General features: G+C 62.1%; 28 protein-coding genes, 3 tRNA genes and 1 pseudogene. 6 read left to right on the top strand and 26 right to left on the bottom strand.

What is annotated here, in order from left to right; genetic code table 11:
* Window positions 1–98: 98 nt before the first annotated feature.
* Complete coding sequence (gene ald / locus N181_RS10115; RefSeq protein ID WP_014328358.1) at window positions 99–1,217, top strand: alanine dehydrogenase; 1,119 nt, start codon at window positions 99–101, stop codon at window positions 1,215–1,217.
* A gap of 48 nt (window positions 1,218–1,265) precedes the next feature.
* Here the strand turns inward: ald and N181_RS10110 are convergent, their stop codons facing one another.
* The 5 genes from N181_RS10110 to N181_RS10090 form a co-directional block, all read right to left on the bottom strand.
* Window positions 1,266–1,733, bottom strand: a complete 468-nt coding sequence (locus N181_RS10110; RefSeq protein WP_014328359.1) for a DUF1203 domain-containing protein — start codon at window positions 1,731–1,733, stop codon at window positions 1,266–1,268.
* A gap of 82 nt (window positions 1,734–1,815) precedes the next feature.
* The gene (locus tag N181_RS10105) at window positions 1,816–2,379 is read right to left on the bottom strand and encodes a GNAT family N-acetyltransferase (protein ID WP_014328360.1); all 564 of its coding nucleotides are present in this window, start codon (window positions 2,377–2,379) and stop codon (window positions 1,816–1,818) included.
* Between the two features lie 5 nt (window positions 2,380–2,384).
* Entirely contained in the window at window positions 2,385–3,248 is an 864-nt protein-coding gene (sseA, locus tag N181_RS10100) for a 3-mercaptopyruvate sulfurtransferase (protein ID WP_037392792.1), read from the bottom strand.
* 17 nt (window positions 3,249–3,265) lie between these two features.
* The gene (locus N181_RS10095) at window positions 3,266–4,015 is read right to left on the bottom strand and encodes an alanyl-tRNA editing protein (protein ID WP_014328362.1); all 750 of its coding nucleotides are present in this window, start codon (window positions 4,013–4,015) and stop codon (window positions 3,266–3,268) included.
* A gap of 8 nt (window positions 4,016–4,023) precedes the next feature.
* A complete protein-coding gene (locus N181_RS10090) occupies window positions 4,024–5,064 on the bottom strand; it encodes a cysteine synthase A (protein WP_014328363.1) in 1,041 nt (346 codons plus the stop codon).
* Between the two features lie 317 nt (window positions 5,065–5,381).
* Here N181_RS10090 and N181_RS10085 point away from each other — a divergent pair, with 317 nt between their 5' ends.
* Window positions 5,382–6,227 (top strand): SDR family NAD(P)-dependent oxidoreductase, encoded by an 846-nt coding sequence (locus tag N181_RS10085; protein WP_037392977.1) that lies wholly within the window; start codon window positions 5,382–5,384, stop codon window positions 6,225–6,227.
* On the opposite strand, the gene N181_RS10080 is transcribed toward N181_RS10085, so the two are convergent.
* The 3 genes from N181_RS10080 to N181_RS10070 form a co-directional block, all read right to left on the bottom strand.
* Entirely contained in the window at window positions 6,215–6,541 is a 327-nt protein-coding gene (locus N181_RS10080) for an SMR family transporter (RefSeq protein WP_014328365.1), read from the bottom strand. The genes N181_RS10085 and N181_RS10080 overlap by 13 nt on opposite strands.
* Window positions 6,538–6,894 carry an SMR family transporter gene (locus N181_RS10075; RefSeq protein ID WP_037392795.1) on the bottom strand — a complete coding sequence of 119 codons (357 nt, stop codon included), beginning with the start codon at window positions 6,892–6,894 and terminating at the stop codon, window positions 6,538–6,540. Before N181_RS10075 ends, N181_RS10080 begins: the two co-directional genes overlap by 4 nt.
* A gap of 81 nt (window positions 6,895–6,975) precedes the next feature.
* Window positions 6,976–7,050 (bottom strand) — tRNA-Asn (locus N181_RS10070).
* Between the two features lie 141 nt (window positions 7,051–7,191).
* On the opposite strand from N181_RS10070, the gene N181_RS10065 reads away from it, so the two are divergent.
* A complete protein-coding gene (locus N181_RS10065) occupies window positions 7,192–7,482 on the top strand; it encodes a hypothetical protein (protein WP_014328367.1) in 291 nt (96 codons plus the stop codon).
* A 68-nt stretch (window positions 7,483–7,550) separates the two neighbouring features.
* On the opposite strand, the gene N181_RS10060 is transcribed toward N181_RS10065, so the two are convergent.
* From N181_RS10060 to N181_RS10020, 10 genes are all read right to left on the bottom strand, one after another.
* Entirely contained in the window at window positions 7,551–7,778 is a 228-nt protein-coding gene (locus N181_RS10060) for a hypothetical protein (protein ID WP_014328368.1), read from the bottom strand.
* Window positions 7,779–8,489: 711 nt separating this feature from the next.
* Window positions 8,490–8,563: transfer RNA gene (locus N181_RS10055), tRNA-Cys, on the bottom strand.
* Window positions 8,564–8,803: 240 nt separating this feature from the next.
* On the bottom strand, window positions 8,804–9,667 hold the full coding sequence (locus N181_RS10050; protein WP_014328369.1) for a sterol desaturase family protein: 864 nt from the start codon (window positions 9,665–9,667) through the stop codon (window positions 8,804–8,806).
* Between the two features lie 436 nt (window positions 9,668–10,103).
* Window positions 10,104–10,814, bottom strand: a complete 711-nt coding sequence (lexA, locus tag N181_RS10045) for a transcriptional repressor LexA (protein WP_014328370.1) — start codon at window positions 10,812–10,814, stop codon at window positions 10,104–10,106.
* Window positions 10,815–11,157: 343 nt separating this feature from the next.
* Window positions 11,158–11,325 (bottom strand): hypothetical protein, encoded by a 168-nt coding sequence (locus N181_RS34010; RefSeq protein ID WP_014328371.1) that lies wholly within the window; start codon window positions 11,323–11,325, stop codon window positions 11,158–11,160.
* 314 nt (window positions 11,326–11,639) lie between these two features.
* Window positions 11,640–11,715 (bottom strand) — tRNA-Ala (locus N181_RS10040).
* Between the two features lie 78 nt (window positions 11,716–11,793).
* Window positions 11,794–12,564, bottom strand: coding sequence for a sugar phosphate isomerase/epimerase family protein (locus tag N181_RS10035; protein WP_014328372.1), 771 nt, complete (start codon window positions 12,562–12,564; stop codon window positions 11,794–11,796).
* On the bottom strand, window positions 12,561–13,571 hold the full coding sequence (locus N181_RS10030) for a hydroxyacid dehydrogenase (protein ID WP_014328373.1): 1,011 nt from the start codon (window positions 13,569–13,571) through the stop codon (window positions 12,561–12,563). Before N181_RS10030 ends, N181_RS10035 begins: the two co-directional genes overlap by 4 nt.
* Window positions 13,568–15,421 carry a DUF2264 domain-containing protein gene (locus N181_RS10025; RefSeq protein WP_037392925.1) on the bottom strand — a complete coding sequence of 618 codons (1,854 nt, stop codon included), beginning with the start codon at window positions 15,419–15,421 and terminating at the stop codon, window positions 13,568–13,570. Before N181_RS10025 ends, N181_RS10030 begins: the two co-directional genes overlap by 4 nt.
* Complete coding sequence (locus N181_RS10020; RefSeq protein WP_037392986.1) at window positions 15,418–16,446, bottom strand: LacI family DNA-binding transcriptional regulator; 1,029 nt, start codon at window positions 16,444–16,446, stop codon at window positions 15,418–15,420. Before N181_RS10020 ends, N181_RS10025 begins: the two co-directional genes overlap by 4 nt.
* Window positions 16,447–16,591: 145 nt before the next feature.
* Between N181_RS10020 and N181_RS10015 the strand changes: the two genes are divergently transcribed.
* Entirely contained in the window at window positions 16,592–17,878 is a 1,287-nt protein-coding gene (locus tag N181_RS10015; RefSeq protein ID WP_014328376.1) for an ABC transporter substrate-binding protein, read from the top strand.
* A 140-nt stretch (window positions 17,879–18,018) separates the two neighbouring features.
* Here N181_RS10015 and N181_RS10010 read toward each other — a convergent pair whose 3' ends face one another.
* A complete protein-coding gene (locus tag N181_RS10010; RefSeq protein ID WP_037392987.1) occupies window positions 18,019–18,573 on the bottom strand; it encodes an RBBP9/YdeN family alpha/beta hydrolase in 555 nt (184 codons plus the stop codon).
* Window positions 18,574–18,734: 161 nt separating this feature from the next.
* Between N181_RS10010 and N181_RS10005 the strand changes: the two genes are divergently transcribed.
* A complete protein-coding gene (locus N181_RS10005) occupies window positions 18,735–19,544 on the top strand; it encodes a DUF2189 domain-containing protein (protein WP_014328378.1) in 810 nt (269 codons plus the stop codon).
* 40 nt (window positions 19,545–19,584) lie between these two features.
* On the opposite strand, the gene N181_RS10000 is transcribed toward N181_RS10005, so the two are convergent.
* The 7 genes from N181_RS10000 to N181_RS09970 all read right to left on the bottom strand — a co-directional run bounded on the left by N181_RS10000 (window position 19,585) and on the right by N181_RS09970 (window position 25,542).
* Window positions 19,585–19,890, bottom strand: a complete 306-nt coding sequence (locus N181_RS10000) for a PilZ domain-containing protein (protein WP_014328379.1) — start codon at window positions 19,888–19,890, stop codon at window positions 19,585–19,587.
* A gap of 155 nt (window positions 19,891–20,045) precedes the next feature.
* Complete coding sequence (gene purB, locus N181_RS09995; protein WP_037392928.1) at window positions 20,046–21,353, bottom strand: adenylosuccinate lyase; 1,308 nt, start codon at window positions 21,351–21,353, stop codon at window positions 20,046–20,048.
* 67 nt (window positions 21,354–21,420) lie between these two features.
* On the bottom strand, window positions 21,421–21,960 hold the full coding sequence (locus N181_RS09990; RefSeq protein ID WP_014328381.1) for a hypothetical protein: 540 nt from the start codon (window positions 21,958–21,960) through the stop codon (window positions 21,421–21,423).
* Entirely contained in the window at window positions 21,957–22,700 is a 744-nt protein-coding gene (locus N181_RS09985; RefSeq protein ID WP_037392934.1) for a DUF2259 domain-containing protein, read from the bottom strand. Before N181_RS09985 ends, N181_RS09990 begins: the two co-directional genes overlap by 4 nt.
* Window positions 22,700–23,374 carry a ribulose-phosphate 3-epimerase gene (gene rpe / locus N181_RS09980; RefSeq protein ID WP_037392936.1) on the bottom strand — a complete coding sequence of 225 codons (675 nt, stop codon included), beginning with the start codon at window positions 23,372–23,374 and terminating at the stop codon, window positions 22,700–22,702. The genes N181_RS09985 and rpe overlap by 1 nt, the downstream gene beginning before the upstream one ends.
* A 70-nt stretch (window positions 23,375–23,444) precedes the next feature.
* The gene (locus N181_RS09975) at window positions 23,445–24,458 is read right to left on the bottom strand and encodes a P1 family peptidase (RefSeq protein WP_037392939.1); all 1,014 of its coding nucleotides are present in this window, start codon (window positions 24,456–24,458) and stop codon (window positions 23,445–23,447) included.
* A gap of 10 nt (window positions 24,459–24,468) precedes the next feature.
* A complete protein-coding gene (locus N181_RS09970; protein ID WP_037392941.1) occupies window positions 24,469–25,542 on the bottom strand; it encodes a branched-chain amino acid ABC transporter substrate-binding protein in 1,074 nt (357 codons plus the stop codon).
* Here N181_RS09970 and N181_RS34740 point away from each other — a divergent pair.
* A pseudogene (locus tag N181_RS34740) lies at window positions 25,541–25,869 on the top strand (hypothetical protein); the annotation flags it as partial. The gene N181_RS09970 and the pseudogene N181_RS34740 overlap by 2 nt on opposite strands.

Below are 25,869 nucleotides of genomic sequence, written 5' to 3'. Positions count from 1 at the left end.
GAGGGACACGACTTTGCAAGGACATTCTCGACGCCATCTGTTTTCCTTGTCTGATCATCAATGTTGCGCAAGCGCACAGACAGGAGAGGAACGCAAAGATGCGTGTCGGTTGCCCGAAGGAAATCAAAAATCATGAATATAGGGTCGGCCTGACGCCCGGATCGGTGCGGGAATACGTTGCCCATGGCCACGAGGTTATCGTCGAAACCAAGGCCGGGGCGGGGATCGGGGCGGATGATGACGCCTATCGCGCCGCGGGCGCGAGGATCGTCCCGACGGCCAAGGACGTGTTCGAGAAATCGGACATGGTCGTCAAGGTCAAGGAGCCGCAACCTTCCGAATGGGCGCAACTGCGTGACGGCCAAATTCTCTACACCTATCTTCATCTGGCGCCGGATCCCGAACAGACGAAGGGACTGCTGAACTCGGGCGTCACCGCGGTCGCCTACGAGACGGTAACGGATGATCGCGGCGGCCTGCCGCTGCTTGCGCCGATGTCTGAAGTGGCCGGCCGGCTCGCCATCCAGGCTGGCGCCACCTCCCTCCAGAAGGCCAATGGCGGCCGCGGCATCCTGCTCGGCGGGGTGCCCGGCGTACTTCCCGCAAAGGTGGCGATCGTCGGCGGCGGCGTCGTCGGTCTGCACGCCGCGAAAATGGCTGTCGGCCTTGGCGCCGACGTTTCGATCATCGACCGCTCGATTCCGCGCCTTCGCCAGCTCGACGACATCTTCAACGGTCGCGTCCATACCCGCTATTCGACGATCGACGCCTTGGAGGAGGAAGTGTTTTCCGCCGACCTGGTGATCGGCGCCGTGCTGATCCCCGGTGCGGCTGCGCCGAAGCTCGTCACGCGCGAAATGCTGTCGGGCATGAAGAAGGGTGCGGTGATCGTGGACGTCGCGATCGACCAGGGCGGCTGCTTCGAGACTTCGCATGCGACGACCCATTCCGAGCCGACCTATGAGGTGGATGGCATCGTGCACTATTGCGTCGCCAACATGCCGGGCGCCGTGCCGATTACCTCGACCCATGCTCTCAACAATGCGACGCTCTATTACGGCCTGCAGCTTGCCGATCGTGGTCTCAAGGCGATTGCCGAGGACCGGCATTTGCGAGCCGGCCTCAACGTCCATCGGGGCCGGGTGACGAACGCGCCCGTCGCCGAAGCGCTTGGCTATGACTCCTACGCGCCGGAGAGCGTACTTCACGTCGCCTGAGCGGAATGTTTCAAACCGGCTCGGCGTCCTCGGACGCCGGGCCGGCCTTCAGGCCGTTTCGATGCGGCACTGATAGCAATTGTTTTTGGCGGAGCGCACGTGCACAGAAGCCACGTCCGGCCGTGCCAGCAGCTCATCTGCCCGCCGCTCGAGCATGTCCGCAGGGACCACGCCACCGGTCCCATAGACGATGCGCTCGTCGGCACTGTATCCGCGAAGCAGGTAATCTGTGCTGGATGTGAGGATCGACGGAAGCAAGGTCCCGTCCGCCGCCGGGCACGCATCGGCGTGCATGAAGATCGGTCCCGTTTCGGCGTAAGGCTGGGCTGACGAAAACGGCCGATAGGCAAGGATCAGGTAAGCCTCGCCTTCCTCGACATTGCGCAGGCAGTGCCGGCACGGAACGCCCACCCCATCCGAGATGTGTCGTTCCGGCAGGTTGCCATAGGCATCCCGGCCTCCTTGCCATAGCTGTTCCGCATCCATATCAGGCATCGCGACGTATCGCAGCGTCATAGGGTCTCTCCTCATCGTTTCGACGAGGAGAATGGCCCCTTGCGCTTGCTCGCGACACCCGAAACTTGCCGGAGCGGTCCGTTCAGAGCTTCCTGGCGAAGGTGAGCAGCTCGTCGTCGCTCAAAGGTCGAACGATCGCCTCCCGCGTCGCGACCGGGGAAAAGCCGAACTGCTGGTAGAGCTGCAGGGCACGCGGATGATCGAGGCTGTTGGTGGTGACCGTCACCTTGCGCGGGTCCATCGCCCAGGCAGCGAACAAGGTCTGAAGCAGGAACCACTTGCCGAGGCCGAGGCCAAGGGCATGTTCCATGAGCCCGAAATGGGTGAGGTCGATGACGTCGCCATCTCGCTGCTGCAGTTCGAAGAAACCGGCGGGAGCACCGTTGACGTAGAGAACCGTCAGCGTCGTCCGCCTGTCGTGCAGCACCGCCGCAAGATCTTCGTCGTTCATCCGCAGCCGTTCCGCCCAGTTCCAGCGCTTGCCGACGCGCAGATAGAGGAAACGATAATAGGGCAGCGGGATGTCGGACACCCGCAGGATCGCGGTGTGTATATTGACGGGCACCGGCAGGCTTTGCTTCGGCGGCGACGTCATCTCGAGTTCAGTCACATGTGCCGTGATCGCAGCGGGCTTCGATCCTTGCATGGCTTTCACTCTCTACCGATGGCGACCGGGGTATCCGGCCGGCCGCCCCATTCCGACCAGGAACTATCATAGAGCGTATTGTCCGTATGTCCCAATGATTGAAGCGCAAGCGTGATGATTGCGGCGGTCACGCCCGATCCGCAGGTCGTCACGACCGGCTTCGTCAGGTCGACGCCGGCGTTCGCGAAGATCTGACGCAACGCGTTGAGGTCCTTGAGCTTGCCGCCGTCGGAGAAAACGCCGGAGGGAAGGCTTCTGGCGCCGGGCATATGGCCCGACCGCATCCCGGCCCGCGGCTCCTGTTCCTCGCCGCTGAAACGGCCGGCGCTCCGCGCATCGGCGATCTGGGCGAGGCGGTTCTCGACGGTCTCCTTCATGCGCTCGAAGGACGTGACGGCCCTGGCGTCGAAGCTTGCATGAAAGGTCTGCGGCGCCGGGCTGGGGATCTCGGTGGTCGTCGGTCTGCCGTCCGCCTTCCAGCCGTCCATGCCGCCGTCAAGAACGAAGACGTTCTTGGCACCCATGATGCCGAACATCCACCAGACCCGCGGCGCCGTGAAGATGCCCGGTCCGTCATAGACGACGATCGTGTCGTTCTCGCTGATGCCCATGGCTCCGACGGCTTCGGCAAAGGCATCTGGAGAGGGGAGCGTGTGCGGCAAGCCGCTTGTCTGGTCGGCGATCGCATCCTGGTCGAAGAAGACCGCTCCGGGGATATGCGCGGCCCTGTATTCCGCCTTGGGATCGCGCTGTTGCGCCGGCAGGTACCAGGCGGCATCGACGATCCTGATGCTCGGATCGTCGAGATGCTGCTCGAGCCAGTCCGGGGAAACGACGAAGGCGCTTCGATTGTTGTTATCGTTGGTCATTGTCGTTCCTCGATGGCTTAAAGGGCGGCAAGGTTTTCGGCCGCTCCGAAACGAATCCGGAAGCGCCGGTTCTCCTTACCCTTCTTTTCGATCTTGGCTATGTGAATCGCGCCGACTTCCTGCGTCTCCGAAACGTGGGTGCCGCCGCAAGGCTGGCTGTCGACGGCGGAGTTTTCGCCGATGCACACGAGGCTCACACGCCCCATGCCGATGGGAGGGCGGACATTCTTCGATTTGACGATGCCCGGATTGGCGGCGAGTTCCTCGTCGGCGATCCATTGTACGTAGACCGGATGGTTTGCCTCGACGAGCTTCATCAGCGCCGCCGTCACCTCATCCTTGTCGATCGTTTCGCTCATGTCGAAATCGACCCGGCTCTCTTCATCGCCAACGGCGGCGCCCGTAATCGGGTAGGGGCAGACGACCGAGAGCAGGTGGCAAGCCGTATGCATGCGCATCAGCCGGTAACGGCGCGGCCAGTCGATATGGAGAACAAGCTTCTCGCCGACCGTCGGCCGTGCTTGTCCATCGGCGGGGACATGTACGATGACATCCTTGGTCGAGCCATGCCGCGTGTCGACGATGGGAATACGACTGCCGTCCTCTCGCTCGAAGAAACCCGTGTCGCCAGGCTGTCCGCCGGAGGTCGCGTAGAAGCAGGTCTGGTCGAGTTCGATCCCGCCGTCTTCCAGGATCGCCGTGACACTTGCTTCACAGGTCGAGAGGTAGAAATCCTCGCGGAAGAGGGCGGTCACGGTCCTGGTCATCGCAAAGACTATCCGACTGGTTCGTAGGGAACGGTGATGTTCGAGGTTCTGTTCAGCCAGGCCGGTACCGGCAGGCCTTTCGAGGCAAGGAAGTCCGGATTGAAGAGCTTCGACTGATAGCGGTTACCATAGTCGCAAAGGATCGTCACGATCGTATGTCCGGGGCCGAGCTCGCGCGCAAGTCGAACCGCACCGGCGATATTGATGCCGCTGGAGCCGCCGACGCAGAGGCCCTCCTTTTCGATCAGATCGAAGACATAGGGCACCGCTTCCGAATCGGGGATCTGATAGGCGAAATCGGGCGTGAAGCCCTCCAGATTCGCGGTAACGCGGCCCTGGCCGATCCCCTCGGTGATCGAGCTCCCACCCGCCTTCAGTTCGCCATGGGCGTAATAGTTGTAAAGCGCCGCCCCTTCCGGATCGGCAATGCCGATCTTGACGGCAGGGTTCTTGGCGCGCAGGCCCTCAGCCACACCGGCAATCGTCCCGCCGGAGCCGACGGCGCAGATGAAACCGTCGACCTTGCCGTCGGTGTCGCGCCAGATCTCAGGCGCTGTCGTCTGGACATGCGCCTCCCGGTTCGCAACGTTGTCGAACTGGTTCGCCCAGATGGCACCGTTCGGATCGGTCTTGGCGAGTTCGGCCGCCAGCCGGCCGGAAACCTTCACGTAGTTGTTGGGGTTCTTGTACGGCACGGCCGGAACCTCGACGAGCTCGGCGCCGAGAAGGCGCAGCGCGTCCTTCTTCTCCTGGCTCTGCGTTTCGGGAATCACGATCACGGTGCGGTATCCCAGCGCGCTGCCGACGACCGCCAGCCCTATGCCGGTATTGCCCGCGGTTCCTTCGACGATCACGCCGCCGGGGCGCAACTGACCGGCCTTCTCGGCTTCGCGAATGATCCAGAGCGCTGCCCGGTCCTTCACCGACTGCCCAGGGTTGAGGAATTCCGCCTTGCCGAGGATGGTGCAGCCGGTGGCTTCGGAAACGGCGTTGAGCCGGATCAACGGCGTATTGCCGATGGCTTCGAGCACGGACGGATAGACACTCATCTTAGAAAACCTCACGCTGGACGGAACGAACGCCGGGCCTCAGCCAAGCATTAACCTCGACGAACGGCAAGCGATAAACATTTGGTTTAAGTGCAGGATCGCCGAAATATTGGCGTGTTTTCGGCTCACGCTGTGCAACAGGCAAGAAATAGCGTTTCGCCGCTTTCCTGTCCCGGGCAAAAATCGTCTCCGCTGTCAAATCGACGCGCGGGAAGCGGAGAGTGCGGGCAGGATTTGCCGTCGGAGAGGCAACCGGCTCGGCTGCGCCGAGCCTTGCGGAAGGGCAACCTTCCTGAACGACGTGCGAGGACGAAATGATGACTGCATTTACCGCCCGGCCCGAGCATGGATGGGCGTGGGTAACCGGGGCAAGTTCCGGAATAGGGCGCTCCTTAGCGCTGCGACTGGTGGAGGAAGGCTTCTCAGTCGTCGTCACGGCGCGCAGCCATGAGAAGCTGGTCGCCCTCCAGCATGAGGCCGAAGGGCCGGGCAAAATCGTCGTGCTGGACGGAGACGTCACCGATCCGCGCGACATGGAGCGGTTGCTGACCGCGGTCGAATACGAACATGGCCGCGTGGCGCTGGCGATCCTCAATGCGGGCGTCGCCATTCCCGTTCGCGGCGACGACCTTCATCTCGAGGCGTTCGACAGGAGCTTCGCGGTCAATCTGCACGGCGTCGTCAATTGTCTCGTGCCTCTGGTCGAGCATATGCGGGCGAACGGCCATGGGCAGATCGCCATCATGTCGTCGGTGGCGGGCTATGGCGGGCTGCCCATGAGTGCGGCCTATGGCGCCACCAAGGCGGCGCTGATCAACATGACCGAGAGCCTGAAATTCGACCTCGACCGGATCGGCATCCGGCTCCAACTCATCTGTCCCGGATTCGTCGCGACGCGAGGCAGGGTGAAGAGCAACCTTCCGCGCCCCGCCCTTGTCAGCGCCGACGAGGCTGCGGAATGGATATGCCGAGGACTGAAGTCGAGAAGCTTCGAGATCACTTTTCCAAAACGCTTCACCTACGCCGTCAAGTTGCTGCGGCTGCTGCCTTATGGTGCCTATTTCGCCCTTCTCGACTGGCTCATGGCCGGACCGGGGCCGCATGGGGCGGCACCAAAGCGCAAGCAATCTCCGTCCGGCAAACGGCCGAGTCAGGCAGTGTGAAGCACCAGCACCGCGCCGAAGACGAGCATGAGGCCGAGCCAGCCGATCGGCTTCAGCTTCTCTCCGAAGAAGAGCCGGCCGCAGATCGCCGTGCCGAAAATCCCGGTGCCACCAAGCACGGCATAGGCGATCGCCAGTTCCATGCCCCGGACGGCTTCGGCGAGCAGGGCAAAGGCGGCAAGCACCAGCAGGATCGAAAGCACGCCCCAGCCGCGCTTCACGAATCCATTCGACTTCGTCGAAGCGAGATTCGCCGCAACATCGAGGATGCCGGCCATGACGGCGAAGGCGAAAGAGAGACCCGATGCACTCATGCCGTCGGCTCCTCGGTGGCTTCCTCGCCGTCAGCCCTCCCGGCATTGACGAGCAGAATGCCCGCCACGGCCATCGACAGGCCGAGCATTTCGCGGCCGGTCAGCACATGGTCGAAAACGAACACCGAGACGAGGGTGATGAGCGCGACGCCCGAGCCTTCCCAGATCGCATAGGCAACGCCGACAGGGATCGTCTTCACGGCCCTTGCGAGGAACACGTAGGAGAGGGCGATCGAGGCGTACATGACGGCGTGACCGGTATAGGCGCTCGATGTCGAGGCCGCCTTCATGACTGTGAGGCCGACGACTTCGGTCGCAATCGCAAGCACAAGGAAAAGCCATGCCCAGCGCATGAGGCACCTTCATGAAAGTCGGTGGGAGCGACAAATGAAAAGAGCCACTCGGGCTTTCGCCGCGAATGGCTCTTTCGAAACTGGCTCCCCGGGCCGGATTCGAACCGGCGACCTATCGATTAACAGTCGAGTGCTCTACCGCTGAGCTACCAGGGATCATCTGCGCCGCAGAAGTGAGGCTGCTAATACAAATGCTTTCTCGATTTGCCAAGCGGTTTTTCAAAAAAAATCGCGGGAGCTGGTTGCGGGCCTGTGGAGAAAGCACCAACTGTTGGGGTGTTGGTTGAAAGAGGCATGATGACGAACGGCAGTAAGAAGAGGTATTTCGGCATCGATCCGCAAACGCGACAAATCGTGCTTGGCAAGTGGCGTATCGCGCTGCCCGACTCGCCGGCATTGCGCATCCTGATCGGCTCGCTGCTCGTCGTTTGTGGGCTGCTCGGTTTTCTGCCGGTCCTCGGCTTCTGGATGGTTCCCCTCGGTCTGCTCGTCCTGTCGCATGACATTCCTGCTGTGCGCCGCGCCCGCCGCAAGCTCGCCGTCTGGTGGGCTCGCCGACGCGGGACGGAGAATTCCTCGGGGAAGTGAGCGGGCATTCCGTCGCGGCGACGACGGCATGGTTAAATCGGAGCTGAAGCACGCTTGAGGCGTACCTCCTATTTGCGCTTTGCCAGCTTCCGCTTCTTCGCTGACTCTGCCGGAGCGTTCTGCTCGTCGGCAGCTTCCTTTTCCAGCCGCAACTGCTTCAGGCGTTCCGTCTTCTTCCCACGGGCCGCGGCCTCCTTCTCGTTGATCGCTCGGGCCGCCAGCGTCGCCTGATCCGCACGATCCGCCGGATTCTTCTTCTCGGATTTAAACAGATGGCCGGTAGTGGCGTTCTTCACAAACGAGCTCCTTTCAGGATGGACATAAAAAAGGCCGGGCTTAACCCGACCTTCCGTGGTCGCCTCCCGCCGCTGCCAGTACATCCGTGGTCAGCAGCGAGAGGGAGCGTATGTGTTACTAATGTAGGCGCGATTGAAATTTAATCAAATCGGAATCATAGAGATGCTTCTCCCACAGCGGGAAAACGATCTGCAGCGGCTTCGCCTATGTTTGATCTCAGCGACATGCTGGACAGCGGAAATCCGCCTCCTGCACAGGGATTTTGACGAAGGCGTTTGAGGTCGGCGGGTGAACGACCTGGGACGCACGACGATCGACGAGCTTCTTTCGGTTCCGTCGAGATTATAGCTCAAAGGGATCATTTGCGTTTTTTACGTCGGGGGCCGCCTGAAACGGATCCTTTGGCGCCTTGGCGAAACTCCGCCATCCCCCCGGCGTCCTTATTCCCCTGGAAGTCTCCCGTGGGCTAATCGTCCCAACTCTCGACTCCACCCGGCCGAAACAATCGCGTCGGTGGGCTTGCCGGGGGAGTTGGCGCCGGCAGCAAGGTTACGACCAGCGTCCGAAGATCGATCTGGACCGTCGCGCCCTTCCTTCGAGCAGCCCGGAAAATCCGCTCTGCTTGCCTGAAGGCGCCTTTGCGACATGGCAGAGGCGCCGGAGCGCGCCTTCGCAAAGTTCAATACGTTGAAATTATTGGAGAAAGAGTTTGGAGGCCTCGCCCGGAATTGAACCGGGGTACAAGGATTTGCAGTCCTCTGCGTCACCACTCCGCCACGAGGCCTCTCGTGCTCGGAAAATCGAGCGATGGCGGGCGTTTAGCCCTTCCGACTTATTTTTGCAAGACCAGACATCTGAAAAACCTCTTCGGAGATTTCTGAAATGATGTTTCAGCCTGTTCTTCCACAGCCTGCTTCACGAGCTCGCCCATCTGCTTCTTACCGGCTTCGGAAGAGCGGCATCCTTCGAGGGGCCGAGGACACCGCTCCCATACAGCGTCGCGCTCAGATGAGTGCGACCCTCATCAAACTCGGGCCGTCACTCTTGGTTCCTCAGCCGTCGTGTTGACGGATTCGATGTTCGTATCGCTCTTGTCGCCGGCGGCCTGATGTAGGTCGCAGCCAATGTCCTGACTGAATCTGAGCGGCGGTCCCTCCGCCTCGAACTTCCTCACGCGCTGGTCGTAATTTGGCGAAATCGTACCCAGCACGCGATCCCAAAACGAGAAATAATTGCCGTAGTTGTATCGAAATCCGGAATGATGCTGATCGTGGAAGGTCGTGCACAGCAACGGGGACGGGTAGCGCGCCGAGGACGAGGCGAAATACTCGAACCCGCAGTGGCCGAACATGCCGTTGAAATGTTCGAACAGCCTTTGTCCGATGAGAATTGCCGGCGGAAACGGCACGATGAAGACGATTACTGCCGAGAATCCCTGCAATAGAAAATTGTCGAGAACATCCTCCGAATAGGTGCTCCAGATCGTTGGTGCGACACTCTTATGATGAAGTGCGTGCAACGGGTAGAGCCACTTCGTGTGCAGCAGCCGGTGCATGAAATAGAACCAGGTATCATAAAGGAACATGCACAGGACAAAGAGCGGCACCGCTGCCCACCAGTTCAGGGCCCAGGGCGCCGGCGCCCAGCCCTTTTGCTGGGCGTAAAGGCCGATGGTCAGCGGCAGGCAAGCGCTGAACATCGAAGCCAGGCTCTGACGGATTTCCGCATGGCGACGTTTGTCGGAACCGCGCCCCTTCTGAATCTTTCGCTCAGGATTGCGATCGTTGACCCAGGTGAGACCATAGCCAAGGGCGAAATAGGTAACGACCGTCGTGGCGTAGAATCCGAACAGAAACAGAAGATAGAACAGTTCGTCCGATACCGGCACCTGAGCCCTCCGAGCCAATTTCGCGCCGCCGGAACATGCCATGCCGTTTTGGCAATTCAAAGTGGAAATGCGCGCGTCGAATCACTTGACGTTTGCTGCTGCCAAGCGCGGAGGGTACTGCCCGCGCCGCTGCTCGTCGCCGAGGCGGAGTATCCCGGCTGGGAAAGGGAAATTCAGGGAGCAGGCGGATGAATCGGAGCGGACATAAGGAAACATGCAGCTATACAAACCCACCAGCACGACCTTCGTGCATGTGGAACAGCGGCCTTCTTGATCTTCTCCGCCATCATTCGCCTTCCGTCGTAGCAGAGGAAAGGTCGCAATGCTCCTCAGGACCAAGCAGCGCCGAGCAAGCGGAAGGATGCGTCGGCCGCAACCTCCTGATGCCGGCCGCAACGACCGCCCATGCAAATCGCCCTGTCGGCGCCAAGCGGCGTCAATGATAGCGCCGGATCAGGCCGACGAGCTTGCCCTGAATCTTCACCCGGTCAGGTCCGAATATCCGCGTTTCGTAAGCCGGGTTCGCGGCTTCGAGTGCGATCGAGGCGCCCTTGCGACGGAATCGCTTCAGGGTTGCCTCCTCGTCGTCGATCAGGGCCACGACGATGTCTCCCGGGCTCGCGGTGCTTGTGTTTCGGATGATGACGGTGTCCCCATCGAGGATGCCCGCCTCGATCATCGAATCGCCCTTGATCTCGAGCGCGTAGTGCTCGCCGTTGCCGATCATCTCGACCGGCACGGAAATTTCGTGTGTGTTGTTCTGGATGGCCGAAATCGGCACGCCCGCAGCGATCCGCCCCATGACCGGCACCGTCATGGACGCGCTCTCGACCGGCGCCGGCGCTGGCTTCGGCGCGGTGGGAGGCTTGCCCAGGCTGCCTTCGATGACGCTCGGCGAGAAGCCGCGACGCGGCTGCGCGGCGGCGGAATAGGCTTCCGGCAGCTTGATAACCTCGAGCGCACGAGCCCGATTGGGTAGCCGGCGAATGAAGCCCCGCTCCTCGAGCGCCGTGATCAACCGGTGGATGCCAGACTTCGACGCGAGATCGAGCGCGTCTTTCATCTCGTCGAAGGACGGCGGCACCCCGGATTCCTTCATCCGTTCATGAATGAACAGCAGCAATTCCTGTTGCTTGCGGGTCAGCATGCGCGTCACTCCAGATTCGCGAAACAAATCAAGAACAGAAACTATCCGTTCCATATGTGTTCCGCAAGCACTTAATATTCGGTGAACTTTAGCCGAGCGTCGACGCCCATTGCGGCAATAGAGGGGTGACTCCGTTTGACGTCGGAAGAGGTGGGGAAGCCGCCCTTTCGGCACAGCTTCGCTCGTCGGCCGAGCGTCGTGCTCGCCTTGGCTTTGCCTGCACGCCGGCCCTGCAGCGCCGCGCGTCCAATCGGACGCGCTAAGGTCGCTGTAGCACTTTGAAAGGCTGCATGATTTTGTCCTTGAATCGATTCCGATTTAAGGAGTCATGCAGTAGCGCTTCCTAGTAGGCGAGACGCAGCCCGCCGGGACTAAGGACGTCGAAATCAGGTTCAGGATAGGGGCCGTACCACTGGGTGTAGGTTGTGTTGCCCGTTGAGCCCGTCGAAGCGCATCCTGAAAGTGTGAGAAGCGTGATTGCAGTGACGGCGATCAGAGATTTGAGAGGCATGATGTTCCCCACCTGCGGGAGTTGCCGATATGCAATGATGCCAATAGCTAAGTCTCTCTCAAATCACGCTGTTTGGCAAGCAAGAGGCAATGCGAGAAGGCGGTTTTACTAGGTGAGAAAATACCGTGCGCTCAACGTCCCGGCCTTGGATCCCGGGCTCTTTTTTCCGCATCGGAGTCTGCGAACGGTCCGCAGCAAATACAGTTTCTAGTGGTGGGCTGGCGAGCGACGACAGGCCGCATCGGCGTGTCGTTCGTCACCCATGTCTTAGGAACGATCTGTTGCCTATGTCGCCGGGCTGGACACCGGAGACTTGGTGGAGTCGAAGGGAGTCGAACCCTCGACCTCCGCAGTGCGATTGCGGCGCTCTCCCAACTGAGCTACGACCCCGGCAGTCCCCGTATAATAAGCGGATTTTGACCGGCTGCGCCAGCCCATCTTGGGTCGGACGAGTTGGCGGATAGGCCTTCAATCACTCAGGATTTTCCGAAGCGTCGCCGCATCCTCGAAAAAGGCGTTCGGATCGTCGTCGGCGACGAATTCCAGCATTGCAAATCTCCGCCCTTTCCAGCGCGACGCCGGAAGGCTGGCGAGGATGGTTCGCCAGTAGTCGGCGGCCGACGCCAAGGGAAAGCGGTTTCGGTCCCGATCCCAGGCGAAGACATGGACATGGGAGATATGCTCGCCGATCCGCGCGACCTCGGCAATCGCTTCGCCGAGTGCCAGCCCGGGGCGCGGCTGCCAATAGAGATAGACATTGTCGTGGGCGATCGACTCGATCAGCTCGCAGGCGGACTCGGTCGTATCCGTCAGCGATTGCGGGTGATATTCCAGTGAGACGCTGATGTCATGCCGCGCCGCTTCGGCAGCCATGTCGCGGATCGCATCGGCCGCGGCGCGTCTTTCGCCGGCACTATAGTCTTTGGAATCGCGCCGGCGGGTGCCGGCCCAGATGCGGATATTCGAAGCGCCGAGCGCAATCGCACTCTCGACTGTGCGCATGAATTCGAACAGGTGATCCGTCGGCGGCGCCACATAGGATCCGTAGGAGGTCGCCAGTCCAGCCCTTTCGCAGTGGCGCCCGACAATCCGGGCAATGGATGTGTCCCCAGGGGGAACATGTGCGTCGCCCGCCCATTCGATTGCTGCAAGGCGGGCTTCTCGGGCGAGATCGACAATACTTTCCGGGGGCAAGCCACGGAAGGTAACGGTGCACAGCCCCGGTTCGAAATCGCTCATGCCATGCGCTCCAGATCGTGCTTGCGGATTTCGAACAGCAGCGGCCGCCCCGCGAGAAAACGTTCGATTTCATCGACGGCCATTTCGCCGAGGCGCGTCCTTTCAAGGCCGACGGCGCCGGCAATGTGCGGCGTCAGGAAGACGTTCGGCAAATCATAGAGAGGCGACGTTTCTTCCGGAACCTCGGGATGTGTCACGTCGATGATGGCATTGATAGTGCCCGTCCCGAGCTTCTCGATGAGGGCGGCCTCGTCGACGAGCGCCCCGCGCGCCGTGTTGATCAGGGTCGCAGCCTCCTTCATCAGCGACAGGCGCCGCGCGTCGATCATGTGCCTGGTCTCGGGTAGCGAAGGCGCATGCAGCGAAACGATGTCTGCGTTCGCCATCAGCGCGTCGAGGTCTACTTTCTCCACGCCGAGGCCGGAAGCGCTTTCTTGGCCGACCAGCGGATCGTAGAGCAGCACCCGATAGTCGAATGGCCGAAGCAGTTCGATCACCCGCCTTCCAATCCGCGAGGCGCCGATGATACCGACTGTGCGGCGATAGTTTCCAATCGGCTGTCCCTGCAGCAATTGGGTTCGCCGGCGTCCCCTGTCGGCCGCATAAAGCTCGCGGAAACGAAAGACGTTCTTGCCCGCAAAGATGATCGCCGCGAGCGTGAACTCGGCGACGGGCACGGCATTCGCTTCGGCCGCGTGGCTTACGGTTATCCCTGCATCGAAGACAGCGGTATCGATCAGGCCCTTGACCGTTCCGGCGGCATGGACAATGAGGCGAAGGCGCGGTGCCGCTGCAAGGGCGGCCGCGTCGAAGCGCGGCGCGCCCCAGCCGGTCACCAGGATATCCGCTTCGGCCAGCAAGCGATTCGCTCGGCTGTCGGTGAACCCGGTCATTGGTAGCGGATCGAGAATGCGGGAGAGACTATCGATGCGCGCGAGAAGGTCCGGCGTCAGGACGTGCTGGGTTCTATCGGGCTGCATCGCAAAGGCAATCGCCGGGCGGGTCATGGCATCCGTCCCGGCGCATTCATGGCGCTGACAGTCACGCCTTGCACCGCTACAACACGCAAGTCGGTGAGGTCTGGCGCAGCCGGCGGACGTTCCCAGTCGCTTGAAACGGCAAAGGTGTCGCGAAGCGCCAGCACGGCACAGCGAAGAATGGTTTCACCGGCAGGAATCGCGGCGCGCAGTTGCGGCACCAGGGTCTTTGCGGCGATGAGGTGGGTGTTTGGCGGCGCCTTCTGCGCCAGCCCTTGGCGCGCGACCGTCGAGCCGAGATCGCGGATTCCGCTAAAGTCCTCTTCCCCGATGGCATAGGCAGCGCCGGTCAACGCGCAAAGCGTGTCGGCCTCGAAGTCTCGTCTGGCGATGGCAAAGCCGCCTTCGGCCGTTTCAAGCGGTCTCGGAGTCGCGACCCTATGCAACCGCACATGCCAAGGCGAGGCTGGCAGCAGCCATGTCTCGACTACGACGTCTGGCCACGGCGACCACTTGGAATAGAGCACGTTGCCGGCAAGCCGGACATCTTGATTGGTCTCGCGCACCCGGTAGTGAATGCCGTCGTCACTGAAGGCCAGCATGGAATCGAAAGCCCCGCCGACAAAGCCCCGTTCGTCGCTCTCGACGCTGAAGCCATAGCGCGTCGAATAAGCGAATTTCGCGTATTTCTCCGAGCCGAACCGCATCTGCCGGTTCTCCTGGCCGGAGGAAAGCGCCACGACGTCACCCCTGCAGGGCATCATCACCATGCCCGGATGACGAAGCGCCACCGTGTCGGAGAGCGGTACGGGTGGCGATTCCGAGGAAGTCCAGAACGGATGGTCTTCGCCGACGGCGAGAGGCAGGAAAGCCTTGAACGCCCAATAGGGCGAGCCCGCCGAATTGTAGTTTTCCGACATCAAGAGGTTCGGATAGCCGTAGCCGACCGACAGCACGCCGTCGCGATGCGTCATCGGCTTGTCTGCCCACCATCTGAGGTGGCGAAGGCAAAGGCCCTTGACCTCGCCCCACGGCAGCGCCTCGAGATCGGCAAAGGCGAGTGCCGACCAGAAGCCGGCACAGGCGAAGCGATAGGTGAGGCTGCGCCCGAAAGGCAGGGTCGCTCCATCCTCGGCGAACCAGTGACGAAAATCTTGGGCGAAGGCGAGGGCGCGTTCCCGACAGCGCTTCGAATAGTCATCGTCGACAAGGCGCGAATAGACGAGGCCATAGAAGTGCATGGCAAAGGGGATGTAGTGATCGACACGCCGCACATTGCCGTCGCGATACCACCCATCGGCAATATAGAAGTCGTCGAGCTCCGCGAGATAGGCGTTGGTCAGGCCGCGGTCGTATCCGACGCCCAGACGATCGAGGCCGACGTCGACGAGGATGCGGAAGAATTTCCAATTGTTGTCGGCATAGTCGAATTTCCGCGCGCGGAGCAGGTAGGTGACGAGATTGTCTCTCGCCCGGCCGTTCAGCGGGTCCCACAGTTTTTCGGGGATCAGGGCGAGGGCGAAACCGATGGCAGCGAGTTCGACCATGCGCTGGTCGCGATTGTTGACCCAGCCCCAGAATTCCGGATGGTTCGGATCGGTGCCGTTCGCGATGCCGTCGGCAAAACGCTGCCAATGGCGGAAATCGCCGCCACCGGCGGCGAACGGCGCGAGGCCCCAAAGAGGCCTCGCAAAGCCTTCGAGATCGGCAGCGGCCCGGTCGAAGTGGGCGCCGGCCGCATCAAGACGCACGCGTGCATTCCCCTTTGAGAAATACGGCAGCAGCGGATCGAAGAGGTCCAGCAAGGCGTGCTGCATGTCGCTGCGCGTTTCCAGCGGATTGGCGGCGAGCGGATTGGCACTGGCGGGGTCATAGGTCATGGGTGCTGTCTCTCGTCCAAGGTCCCGCCGGTCACCGGGGTCACCGCGTGAGACACATGCCGGGCCGGCGCATCCCGGTGCTGAAGACGGAAGTGCATCATGCCGATCGCTTCGCGGCCGAGGGCCACGCGGTCGACGCGCATCGTCGCAAGCCGTGGATTGGCCATTTCCGCGCAGGGCAGGTCGTCGAAGCCGACGACGGCGAAATCCTCGGGTACGCGCCGGCCGATCTCGGCGATCGCTTCGAGCACGCCGACGGCGATAAAGTCGTTCATGCAGAATGCCGCCGAGAAGCCGCCGTCCTCGGTAAGGGCGGCGAGCGTTGCCGCATGCGCCTCTATGCTGGAATTGCTCTCAAAGGGCAGGCGGATGACGCGCCCTTCGCCGCCCTCAACAGAACCGACTGCCGCCTCGAAGCCGCGGATGCGCTCGCGGATCGTGTGTCGGTGCGATCCGGTCAGGTGAAGGATACGGCGGTGCCCTGCGTCAAGCATCCGCTGCGTCGCCGCGTAGGCGCCGGAGAAATTCGAGGGCGAGACGCCGTCGAAGCGCATTTGCGGGTCAGTGCCGTTGACGAGGATGACGGGCGTGCCGCTTTTCTCGAGCCATTTGCAAAGGGCGTCAGCGGGGTCGATCCCCACCAGGAAGAGGCCTTCCGCGCCAACGGATTCCATGTGCTCGCGGATATTGTCCGGCGTCGCCTTCGCCTCCCTGACGAGGCGGATATCGAACGGCATGCCCAATTTGGCCGCCTCGGAACGCAGGCCCTCGACAATGCCCTCATAGAAGACGCTGAGCCCCCCCGTCACGCCATTGCTCGCGATCAGGGCCAGCGTCCCCGGGCGCGCCGCCGAAGGCGCCTTTATCGGATAGCCGAGGTCGCTCGCAACCTGGAGGATCTGCCGGCGCACGTCCTCGCTGATGCCCGGTTCGTTCGCGAGGACGCGCGAGACGGTGGAAACGGAAACCCCGGCATGGGCAGCGATATCGGCTTGGCGCAAGCGTTTGGACGATGTATCGATCATGGCGCAAACATTGCGCAAATCATGCAAATTTGCAAGCATTAAACAAATTCTTGCAAATTTTGCGTTCTTGCATAAGCTTTCCGCGGAACTGGACCCGCCGGGCGCTGGAGGAGAGCGCACGGCAGATAACGACAGGAGGAACGGCATGCTACTCAATCGACGCACATTCCTGCTCGGCTCGGCAGGCACCGCCGCCGGCATCGCGCTTGGCGCAACCTCGCCACTCGCGGCTGAAAACGTGCAGTTGCGCGCCATGTGGTGGGGATCCAATGACCGGTCGAAGCGGACCTTGAGTGTTGCCAAGCTGTTCCAGGAGAAGAACCCGGGCATATCGATTGTCGGCGAGAGCCTGAGCGGCGACGGCTATTGGACCAAGCTGGCGACCCAGATGGCCGGCCGCGCCATCGCCGACGTTTTCCAGCTCGAGCCGAGCACGATCTCCGACTATTCCAAGCGCGGTGCCTGCCTTGCCCTCGACCCGTTCATTCCGTCGACATTGGACGTGGGTGCCTTCGGCAAGGATGTGCTGAAGCTGACGACGGTTGATGGAAAGCTCTGGGGCGTCGGGCTCGGCCTGAACGCCTTCGCATTGTTCTACGACGCCGATGCCTTCGCGAAAGCAGGGATCACGCCGCCCGGGGTCGATACCACCTGGAAGGAATATGCCGACATTGCCATCGAGATGACCAAGGCCGCAGGCAAGAAGAACGTTTGGGGCGGGCCATACGGTGCCCGTTATGCCTATGTCTTCGATGCCTGGCTCAGGCAGCGCGGAAGCAGCCTCTACACCGAGAGCGGGCTCGGCTTCGGCGTCGATGAAGCCAAGGAGTGGTATGCCTATTGGGAGGATCTGCGCAAGCGTGGCGGCACGGTCGGTGCCGACATTCAGACGCTCGACCAGAACACGATCGACACGAATTGCCTTTCGCTCGGCTATTCGGCCATGGGTATGGCCTATTCGAACCAGATGGTCGGCTATCAGCTCATCATGAAGAGCAAACTCGGCATCGGCATGCTGCCGCGCGCCGAGAAGGGCGGCCCCTCCGGTCATTATTATCGACCGGCATTGATCTGGAGCATCGGCGCGACGACCGAGCATGGCGAGGAGGCTGCTCGCTTCATCAATTTCTTCGTCAACGATCCGGAAGCCGGCAAGATCCTCGGCGTCGAGCGCGGTGTGCCGATGTCGCCCAAGGTGCGCGAGGCCATTCTGCCGTCGCTCAACCCGACGGAGGCGGAAACGGTGAAATACATCAACGCGCTCAAGGACCAGGTGGGTAACTACCCGGCTCCTGCGCCGCTCGGGTCGACGGAGTTCGATCAGCGGGTGCTTCGCCCGATCGCCGACGAGCTGGCCTTCGAACGCATTTCGATCGCCGACGCGGCGACCCGTCTGGTCGAAGAGGGCAAGGCTACGGTTCGGGCCGGCTGACACCCGGTTCCGCTGCATGTTTCCTTAGATCGTAGCCGATTTAAGGAAAAAAACATGCAGCAAATCAAAGTGCTACAGCGACCTTTGTGCGTCTGAAAAGACGCACGGCGCTGTAGGTGCCACCTACTGTGGCGAGCCGCTCAGCCCTGCAGGCGGCTGAGGAACTGGGCGAAGACCATCGTGCCTTCCGGCCACGGCCCGTGGCCGGATTCGGCATTGATATGGCCCGCCTCGCCGGCATCGACGAGAAGAGATCCCCAGGCATTGGCAATGTCGCCCGCCTGTTCGTAGGAGCCGAACGGATCGTTGCGGCTGGCGACCACGAGCGACGGGAAGGGTAAGGGCTCGCGCGGATAGGGCCCGAAGGTCATCAGATGCTTCGGGCGAATGTTCGGATTGGCGACGTCGGGCGGAGCGACAAGAAAGGCGCCGGCGATCTTCTTCTTGCAATGTGGAAGCGCGTGAACGGCCGTGGCGATGCCGAGCGAATGGGCGACGATCACCACCGGTTTCCTTGCGGCATTGACCTCTTCGATCATCCGCGCCACCCAATCCTCGCGCAGCGGCTTCGACCACTCCGCCTGCACGACGCGGCGCGCGGTCGACAGCTTCCGCTCCCAGCGGCTTTGCCAATGGTCCGGCCCGGAATTGGTATAGCCCGGAACGATCAGGATATGCGCTTCTGAAACCTTCATGATCGCCGCGATTTGGCGATGAAAAGAGCCGAAGTCAAGGCACAGGCGACAAGGGTTGTGTTTTCTGTATAATCCGAGATGGCGGTCGCGGTTCGCATCGGCCATCTTTTTGCCGCCGCTGCGGATCCATGGCTGCTCTGGTTCGTTGAGGAGTGTGAGCCATGACAACCTTCCATGTCCTCTCGGGGGCGAACGAAAGCGCCGTTCATCCCGAGATACGAAAGATTGGCATTGCAGATGTGTTCGATGCGCTGCGTCTCGGGTTGGATGATTTCCGCGAGAAGCCGTCGCATTATGTTTTTCTGTGTCTCATCTATCCTATCGCCGGCGTCGTGCTGATGACCTGGAGCGCGGGGGCGAACATGCTGCCGTTGCTCTATCCGCTCGCATCCGGCTTTGCCCTCATCGGGCCTGTCGCGGCCATCGGTCTCTATGAGATCAGCCGGCGCCGCGAACTCGGCATGGACGCGTCCTGGCCACATGCGCTGCGGCTGCACCGCAATCCGGCAATTCCGTCGATCCTGGCGGTGGCGGCCCTGTTGTTCGTCATTTTCGTCGTCTGGCTCCTGGTCGCCCAGGGCCTCTACGTAACGATGTTCGGCGCAACGCCGCCGAACTCCATTGCCGAATTCTGGAATGGCATCATCGGCACGGAGCAGGGCTGGAACCTGATTCTCGTCGGCAATGCGGTGGGGTTCGTATTCGCGGTGGCCGTGCTGTCGATCAGCGTCATCTCCTTCCCGCTGCTGCTGGACAGGGATGTCGGCGCCTTTACGGCAATCGAGACCTCGGTAAGAGCGACGCTGGCCAATCCGGTGCCGGTCGCCTTGTGGGGGCTGATTATCGCGGTCGGCCTGGTGATCGGGTCGATCCCGGTCTTTGTCGGACTGGCAGTTGTCATGCCGATTTTCGGCCACGCCACCTGGCATCTCTATCGGAAATTGGTGGAGCCGGCCCAGCCGATCCGCTAGACGGCAGAAAAGCACGGCCGGCCCATGGCCGGCCGTCGGCTTAGCGGAAAAACTTGTAATAGGACGAGATTTGCGCCGCCGTATTCGATGACAGCTTGAGCTTGATGCCGATCCTGTCGCCGCGGCACCAGCGTACCATCCCGGTGAGGAAGCCTAGCTCCTCGCTGCGGATCGTCACTTCCTGGCCCGTCCGGGCGCCGATGTCGAACAGCAGCTGAAAACAGATCCCTTCGTCGGAAAGATCCTTCACGACGCCATTGCTCGAGCCGGTACTGCAGCTGACCGTGCCAGTTATCTTTGTGTCCCTGCGCGCTGACGCGCGCTGCACGCTCTCCCTAAACGCCATGGCTTCCTCTAACCTGATTGTTTCAGAGTCAGATTCCATAAGAGCGCTGAAGGGCTTGCTAACAAAAAGGCCCGCATTTGAAGCAAGCGCCCAAATACGGGCCGATTCCATGCTGACGACGCTCTCGTGTCGCCCGCGGCACTCGGAAATGCGGCTCAGACCGTGCCGAAAACCCGGCGGAAAATCGTGTCGACGTGCTTGGTGTGGTAGCCGAGGTCGAACTTCTCGCGGATATCCTCTTCGGAGAGCGCCGCCCGGACTTCCTTGTCCGCCAGCAGTTCCTCGAGGAAGTCCTTGCCTTCCTCCCAGACCTTCATGGCATTGCGCTGCACGAGGCGATAGGCGTCCTCGCGGGAAACGCCGGCCTGGGTGAGGGCGAGAAGCACCCGCTGCGAATGAACAAGCCCGCGGAACTTGTTCATGTTCTTCGTCATGTTCTCCGGATAGACGAGGAGCTTGTCGACGACGCCGGTCAGCCGCGCCAGCGCGAAATCGAGCGTCACCGTTGCATCCGGTCCGATCATCCGTTCGACCGAGGAATGCGAAATGTCGCGTTCATGCCAGAGGGCAACGTTCTCCATCGCCGGAACGACGAAGGCGCGGACCATGCGGGCAAGGCCCGTCAGGTTCTCCGTCAGCACCGGGTTGCGCTTGTGCGGCATGGCCGAGGAGCCCTTCTGGCCCGGCGAGAAATATTCCTCCGCCTCCAGCACCTCGGTTCGCTGCAGGTGGCGGATTTCCGTCGCTAGACGCTCGATCGAGGAGGCGATGACCCCGAGCGTGGCGAAGTACATGGCATGGCGGTCGCGCGGGATCACCTGCGTGGAGACCGGCTCCGGCTTCAGGCCGAGTGCTTCGGCCACATGTTCCTCGACGCGCGGATCGATATTGGCGAAGGTGCCGACGGCACCGGATATCGCGCAGGTCGCAATTTCTTCGCGGGCGGCGAGAAGGCGTTGCTTGCAACGGTCGAATTCAGCATAGGCGAGTGCGAGCTTGACACCGAAAGTCGTCGGCTCGGCATGGATGCCGTGCGAGCGGCCGATCGTCACCGTGTCCTTGTGTTCGAAAGCGCGGCGCTTCAGCGCCTCGAGCAGCCGGTCGAGATCGGCGAGCAACAGATCCGTGGCGCGGAGAAGTTGCACATTGAAGCAGGTGTCGAGCACGTCGGAAGAGGTCATGCCCTGGTGCACGAAGCGGCTATCCGGGCCGACGAATTCGGCAAGATGGGTGAGGAACGCGATGACGTCGTGCTTGGTGACGGCTTCGATTTCGTCGATGCGCGCCACATCGAACTCAGCCGCGCCGCCCTTTTCCCAGATGGTCTTGGCCGCTCCCTTGGGGATCACGCCGATTTCGGCCAGCGCATCGCAGGCATGCGCCTCGATCTCGAACCAGATGCGGAACTTCGTTTCCGGCGACCAGATGGCCACCATTTCCGGCCGGGAGTAACGGGGGATCATGAGCTCTATGCTTTCATTCAGTGGAGGATGGCTGTGCCTCTACCAAAGATGGGACGGAAGCTCAACGTTATTGCGGACGCGCCAGCCACAGGCTCGCCAACAGGAGAGCGAAAGCCCCGAGGGGCAGGTATAACCTGACACCCAGCACCAGGAACTGATAGTAGGCGGAGAGCGAGGTAAACAGCGCCTGGTAGAACCAGATGCGCGAGCCAGTCGGCGCATGCCACTGGGAATAGAAGAGACGATAGTCGAGGGCAAAGAGCAGCGCCGTCACGCCGACGGTGCCGGCGATCAGGCATAGCAGATAGGCGGCAAAGCGTGTTTCAACGGCGCGATCCTGCGCCATGCAGCGCCCGGCGAAAAGCGAGAGCGGCCAGGCAATGAGGCCGCCCGAGGCGAAGAGCAGCAGGATGCTTTCCAGGTGGAATGTTGCGTCATGCTCGCGCAGCCAGAGCGCGCACCAGGCGGAAGAGGCCATCGTCAGACCCCAGGCAGGACCACCTAGACATGCTTCCCGCCATGACGGAATAGCACGAAGAAGGCGCCCACGTCTCCGAGAACTGGTGGGATCGACAAGCCGCCTGCGCGAGGCCGGCTGTTCCTTCATCGTCCAGGCCAGGTTGGCACCGCGATCCAGCGGCCGTCGGTCGTACCCTCGAAGCCGAGGGATTTGACCAAGACCATGACGACATGGACTTGCGAGCCGTCGTCGTTGATGTGGGTCAGCACGCCGCCGATGCGGTAGCCGGTCGGGCAGTGGCGGCTTTCGGGAATGCGGGAGTCATCCTGCAAGACCTCGGACACGGGCTGTCCGGCTTTCTCCGTCATGACGAGGCGGAAGCCTTTGACCTCTTTCAGGAGATCCTTGCAGATGCCGTCGGCTTCGAAACTCTTCGACTCGAGTTCCAGCGCGTAAGTCTTTCGAAACGCCGGGTCGGCGGGGAATGCATCGTATTTCAGTCTGTGGTCCGCCGCGTCCGGCTCCGTCACAGGATTGTAGGCGGCGAGCAGCCCAGGCGTGTCGAGAAGCCGGTAGGCGTCGATCAGCGGCGCCGCCCGCCGACGCGCATCATGGCGAGCTTTCGGAAGAGCGCCGCCATCCTCCTCGACGCGCGCCCGCACCGGCGCACCGGGCAGGAACGCATCGGTTTGTGTGTCGAGGATGTATATCGCTGAATAGGGAAAGCCGGAGCCGTCCTGAATGCCGTATTCCTCGAAGGCGAAGACCTTGCCGTCCGAGGAAAAGCCGATCGGCTGGAAACTGGCATAGTCGCCGGCGACCGTGGGCGGCGCGGCGCTCGCCGTTGCGATCAGGACTGCAGTCGCGATCGCCGCCCGCGTCCTCATCAGCGACCCTTTTCGGCCGGTTTGCGGATCGCCCCGATGGCGGTGCGGTACGCTTCGATGGAGCCGCCCTTGAAGATGGCGGAGCCGGCAACCAGCACATTGGCCCCGGCCGCGGCGACGATGCCGGCGGTTTCGGGCGTGACGCCGCCGTCCACTTCGATCTCGATCGGCCGGTCGCCGACCATTGCCTTTATGCGACGGATCTTCTCTTCCATCGCGGAGATGAATTTCTGGCCGCCAAAGCCCGGATTGACCGTCATCACCAGAATGAGATCGACGCTGTCGAGGACATATTCGAGCGCGCGTTCGGGCGTCGCGGGGTTGAGCGAAACGCCGGCCTTCTTGCCGAGTGCCTTCACGGTCTGCAAGGAACGGTGCAGATGCGGGCCCGCTTCGGCATGGACGGTCAGGATGTCGCAGCCGGCCTTGGCAAAGGCTTCGAGAAAGGGATCGGCCGGCGCGATCATCAGGTGGCAATCGAATGTGGCGTCCGTGTAGGAGCGCAGCGACTTGATGACGTCGGGACCGAAGGTGATGTTCGGCACGAAATGGCCGTCCATGACGTCGAGGTGGATCCAATCGGCGCCGGCATCCACGACATCGCGGACCTCCTGGCCGAGCTTGGAGAAGTTGGCCGCCAGGATCGATGGGGCAATGCGAATGGGGTGGGTCATGAACAGCCTCCGGTCTTTCCCGCGCCCATAGCATCCCCCGACCGTGCGAACAACATGCGAGGGGCGGGCGTCAGTTATCTGGCTGCGCCGACCAGGCGGGCTTGAGGTCGCCCGCAGCCGCCGCGGCATCGTGTACGCCCCGCGCGATTGCCCTTGCCATGGTTGCGGCCGCCGCGGCGCTCAAGTCGATGAAATCCTCCAGCAGGGGTTTCTTGCCGCTGGCGCACGTTGAGAGCGCAAACACGAGATCGCCGTCGAGCGGCGTATGGGACGGCCACAGCGCCCGGGAGAAGCCGTCATGGGCCGCAATCGCCAGACGTTTCGCCTCCGCCTTCGAGAGAACCGCGTCGGTGGCGATGACGGCTATGGTCGTATTGGCGGCGGCGGCCGCCGCCTCGCGAAACTTGAGCCGCGGCTGCGCCGCATCCTGCGGCCAGGGAGATGGCATCCCGAGCCCGCCGAATTCGCCATCCAGTTCAAAGGGTGCGGCCCAGAAATGGCGCGTCTCGCCGATGGTTGCCGAGCCGAGCGCGTTGACGGCGACAAGCGCGCCGACGGTGATGCCGTTCGCAAGGATCGTCGAGGCGGAACCGAGGCCTCCCTTGAGAGTGGCCGTCAAGGCTCCCGTTCCGGCGCCGACGCTGCCCGTCGCGAATGTCCCGGCCGCGGCGCGTGCGGCCTCATAGCCGATGTCGCGATAGGGCGAATATTGCCCCCAATCCTTCTCGCCGCCGTTGATCAAATCGAAGAGGATTGCCGCCGGAACGATCGGAATCCGATGCGGGCCGACGGCAAAGCCGCGGCCCATTTCGCGAAGCGCGGCCTGCACGCCCGAGGCCGCGTCGAGGCCGAAGGCGGAGCCGCCGGATAGAACGATCGCGTCCACGGTCTGGACCGTATTGTGCGGGGCGAGGAGGTCGGTCTCGCGCGTGCCCGGTGCGCCACCCAGAATCTGGACCGCGGCCGTAGCCGGCGGATCGCATAACACCGCCGTTACGCCGGATTTCAACCGGTGATCCTCGGCGTTGCCAACCAGGATCCCCGCGACGTCGGTGATCAGATTCGTCGGTCCCTTGCGCATCACTCGGCCTTGCCTATTTCGCAGCGGCCGCGAAACGGCCGTCCCGCCATTGCATCAGTGTGTAGGGGCTCTCGGCCCGTTCATGGGTGCTGTCGAAGCGGATCGGTCCTAAGACGGTTGTGTAAGGACCCTTCGAAAGAGCGTCGAGGACAGCCTTGTCATCTTTCTCCGCTTGATCCTTCGCCTGCTCGAGAAGCGACACCGCTGCAAAGGCCGGAAGGACGTAACCATCTGGTTCAACGCCAGCGGCACGCATTGCCGTGACGACCGGCGCAGCCTCGCCCGACCGGGTCGCATCGGGAATAGTCACGGCCAGAACGCCATTCTCCAGCGGCACGTCGAGATCCGCGGCGTTCAGCGTATCGCCGCCAAGCAGCGTTATCGGAACATTCTCCGCCTTTGCGTCGCGGGCGATGACGGCGGTGTCGTTGCGGTCGCCACCGGTGAACACATGCGTTGCGCCGCTTTTCGCCAAGCGTCGAACGAGGCTCACCTGCTGTTCCTGGGCCGGACGGTAGGTGTCGGTGAAAACCGGGGTAATGCCGATCTCTGCAAGGGCGTTGCGGACGCTTTCGACAAGTTCGCGGCTATGAATCGTTCCGTCATCGATGAGCGCCAGCGGCTTGTCCCGCCAGTTGGTCACGATCGCATCGGTGATCGCCGCGGCCTCGGCCTTGCCGCTTGGTGCCAGGCGAAAGAGCGGCCTTTTCTTCTTGAGAGCGTCCTCCATGAGAATATCCGAGCGCACGCTGAGGGTGATCGCAGGAATGCCGGCCTCGGCGAGGGCAGGCAGCGCCGCTTCCAGGCTCTCGGTGCAGAGAAAGCCGATCGCCGCCTCGGCGCCGCTGGCAAGCAACGCCTTCGTCAACGCCTCGCCGCCGGCCGGATCGCAGCTCTCTGCGATCGGTACGATCTCGCTTCCCCGATCGCCTGCCTGAAAGGCGGCGCCATCGGTGATCTGTTTGCCGAGCGCCGCGAAGGGGCCGTCGGCGGGCGCGACGACCGCAATCTTGAGGCCGGCGGCAAGCGCGGGAGAGGTCAGCGTCAGCGCGGCGACAAAAAGGGTCGTATCAATTGATTTCAGCATGTTTTTTCCCGCTATCGCAGGCCATGTTTTAAGGGAGTGGGAGAACTCGTCAAAGGAAAAAGATAGGCCCGGAAACGACGACCACCCTATCTGCGTCATCGGCGTGCGCGCATCGGCAAGAATCTCGATCGGCCTAGTTTCATATTTTTCGCGACAGTCTATGTATGTGCGAGATACCGATCCGGAGCGTGATGTGTTGGAGAAGACCCGGCTGGACCCGATAACCTATCGCGATACGATGAGCCGCTTGTCCCATCACGTGCAGTTGATCACAGCGGCGGATGGTGCCGAGCGGCGTGGTGTAACCATCACCGCCTCTTGTTCGGT

Source organism: Sinorhizobium fredii USDA 205 (assembly GCF_001461695.1).
Classification (GTDB): Bacteria; Pseudomonadota; Alphaproteobacteria; order Rhizobiales; family Rhizobiaceae; genus Sinorhizobium; species Sinorhizobium fredii.
The sequence above is the reverse complement of the archived record's forward strand: the minus strand, read 5'-3'. Positions and strand labels throughout refer to the sequence as shown.

Coding starts and splice junctions, on each gene's coding strand:
- N181_RS10000 (WP_014328379.1), bottom strand. CDS start 19,890: ATGGCGTTTAGGGAGAGCGTGCAGCGCGCGTCAGCGCGCAGGGACACA.
- N181_RS10005 (WP_014328378.1), top strand. CDS start 18,735: ATGACAACCTTCCATGTCCTCTCGGGGGCGAACGAAAGCGCCGTTCAT.
- N181_RS10105 (WP_014328360.1), bottom strand. CDS start 2,379: ATGCAAGGATCGAAGCCCGCTGCGATCACGGCACATGTGACTGAACTC.
- N181_RS09985 (WP_037392934.1), bottom strand. CDS start 22,700: ATGAGGACGCGGGCGGCGATCGCGACTGCAGTCCTGATCGCAACGGCG.
- N181_RS09970 (WP_037392941.1), bottom strand. CDS start 25,542: ATGCTGAAATCAATTGATACGACCCTTTTTGTCGCCGCGCTGACGCTG.
- N181_RS10080 (WP_014328365.1), bottom strand. CDS start 6,541: ATGAGTGCATCGGGTCTCTCTTTCGCCTTCGCCGTCATGGCCGGCATC.
- N181_RS10015 (WP_014328376.1), top strand. CDS start 16,592: ATGCTACTCAATCGACGCACATTCCTGCTCGGCTCGGCAGGCACCGCC.
- N181_RS09990 (WP_014328381.1), bottom strand. CDS start 21,960: ATGAAGGAACAGCCGGCCTCGCGCAGGCGGCTTGTCGATCCCACCAGT.
- purB (WP_037392928.1), bottom strand. CDS start 21,353: ATGATCCCCCGTTACTCCCGGCCGGAAATGGTGGCCATCTGGTCGCCG.
- N181_RS10010 (WP_037392987.1), bottom strand. CDS start 18,573: ATGAAGGTTTCAGAAGCGCATATCCTGATCGTTCCGGGCTATACCAAT.
- N181_RS10065 (WP_014328367.1), top strand. CDS start 7,192: ATGACGAACGGCAGTAAGAAGAGGTATTTCGGCATCGATCCGCAAACG.
- N181_RS10035 (WP_014328372.1), bottom strand. CDS start 12,564: ATGAGCGATTTCGAACCGGGGCTGTGCACCGTTACCTTCCGTGGCTTG.
- N181_RS10025 (WP_037392925.1), bottom strand. CDS start 15,421: ATGACCTATGACCCCGCCAGTGCCAATCCGCTCGCCGCCAATCCGCTG.
- lexA (WP_014328370.1), bottom strand. CDS start 10,814: ATGCTGACCCGCAAGCAACAGGAATTGCTGCTGTTCATTCATGAACGG.
- N181_RS10095 (WP_014328362.1), bottom strand. CDS start 4,015: ATGACCAGGACCGTGACCGCCCTCTTCCGCGAGGATTTCTACCTCTCG.
- N181_RS10020 (WP_037392986.1), bottom strand. CDS start 16,446: ATGATCGATACATCGTCCAAACGCTTGCGCCAAGCCGATATCGCTGCC.
- N181_RS10090 (WP_014328363.1), bottom strand. CDS start 5,064: ATGAGTGTCTATCCGTCCGTGCTCGAAGCCATCGGCAATACGCCGTTG.
- N181_RS10110 (WP_014328359.1), bottom strand. CDS start 1,733: ATGACGCTGCGATACGTCGCGATGCCTGATATGGATGCGGAACAGCTA.
- N181_RS10075 (WP_037392795.1), bottom strand. CDS start 6,894: ATGCGCTGGGCATGGCTTTTCCTTGTGCTTGCGATTGCGACCGAAGTC.
- sseA (WP_037392792.1), bottom strand. CDS start 3,248: ATGACCAACGATAACAACAATCGAAGCGCCTTCGTCGTTTCCCCGGAC.
- ald (WP_014328358.1), top strand. CDS start 99: ATGCGTGTCGGTTGCCCGAAGGAAATCAAAAATCATGAATATAGGGTC.
- N181_RS10030 (WP_014328373.1), bottom strand. CDS start 13,571: ATGACCCGCCCGGCGATTGCCTTTGCGATGCAGCCCGATAGAACCCAG.
- N181_RS34010 (WP_014328371.1), bottom strand. CDS start 11,325: ATGCCTCTCAAATCTCTGATCGCCGTCACTGCAATCACGCTTCTCACA.
- N181_RS10085 (WP_037392977.1), top strand. CDS start 5,382: ATGACTGCATTTACCGCCCGGCCCGAGCATGGATGGGCGTGGGTAACC.
- rpe (WP_037392936.1), bottom strand. CDS start 23,374: ATGACCCACCCCATTCGCATTGCCCCATCGATCCTGGCGGCCAACTTC.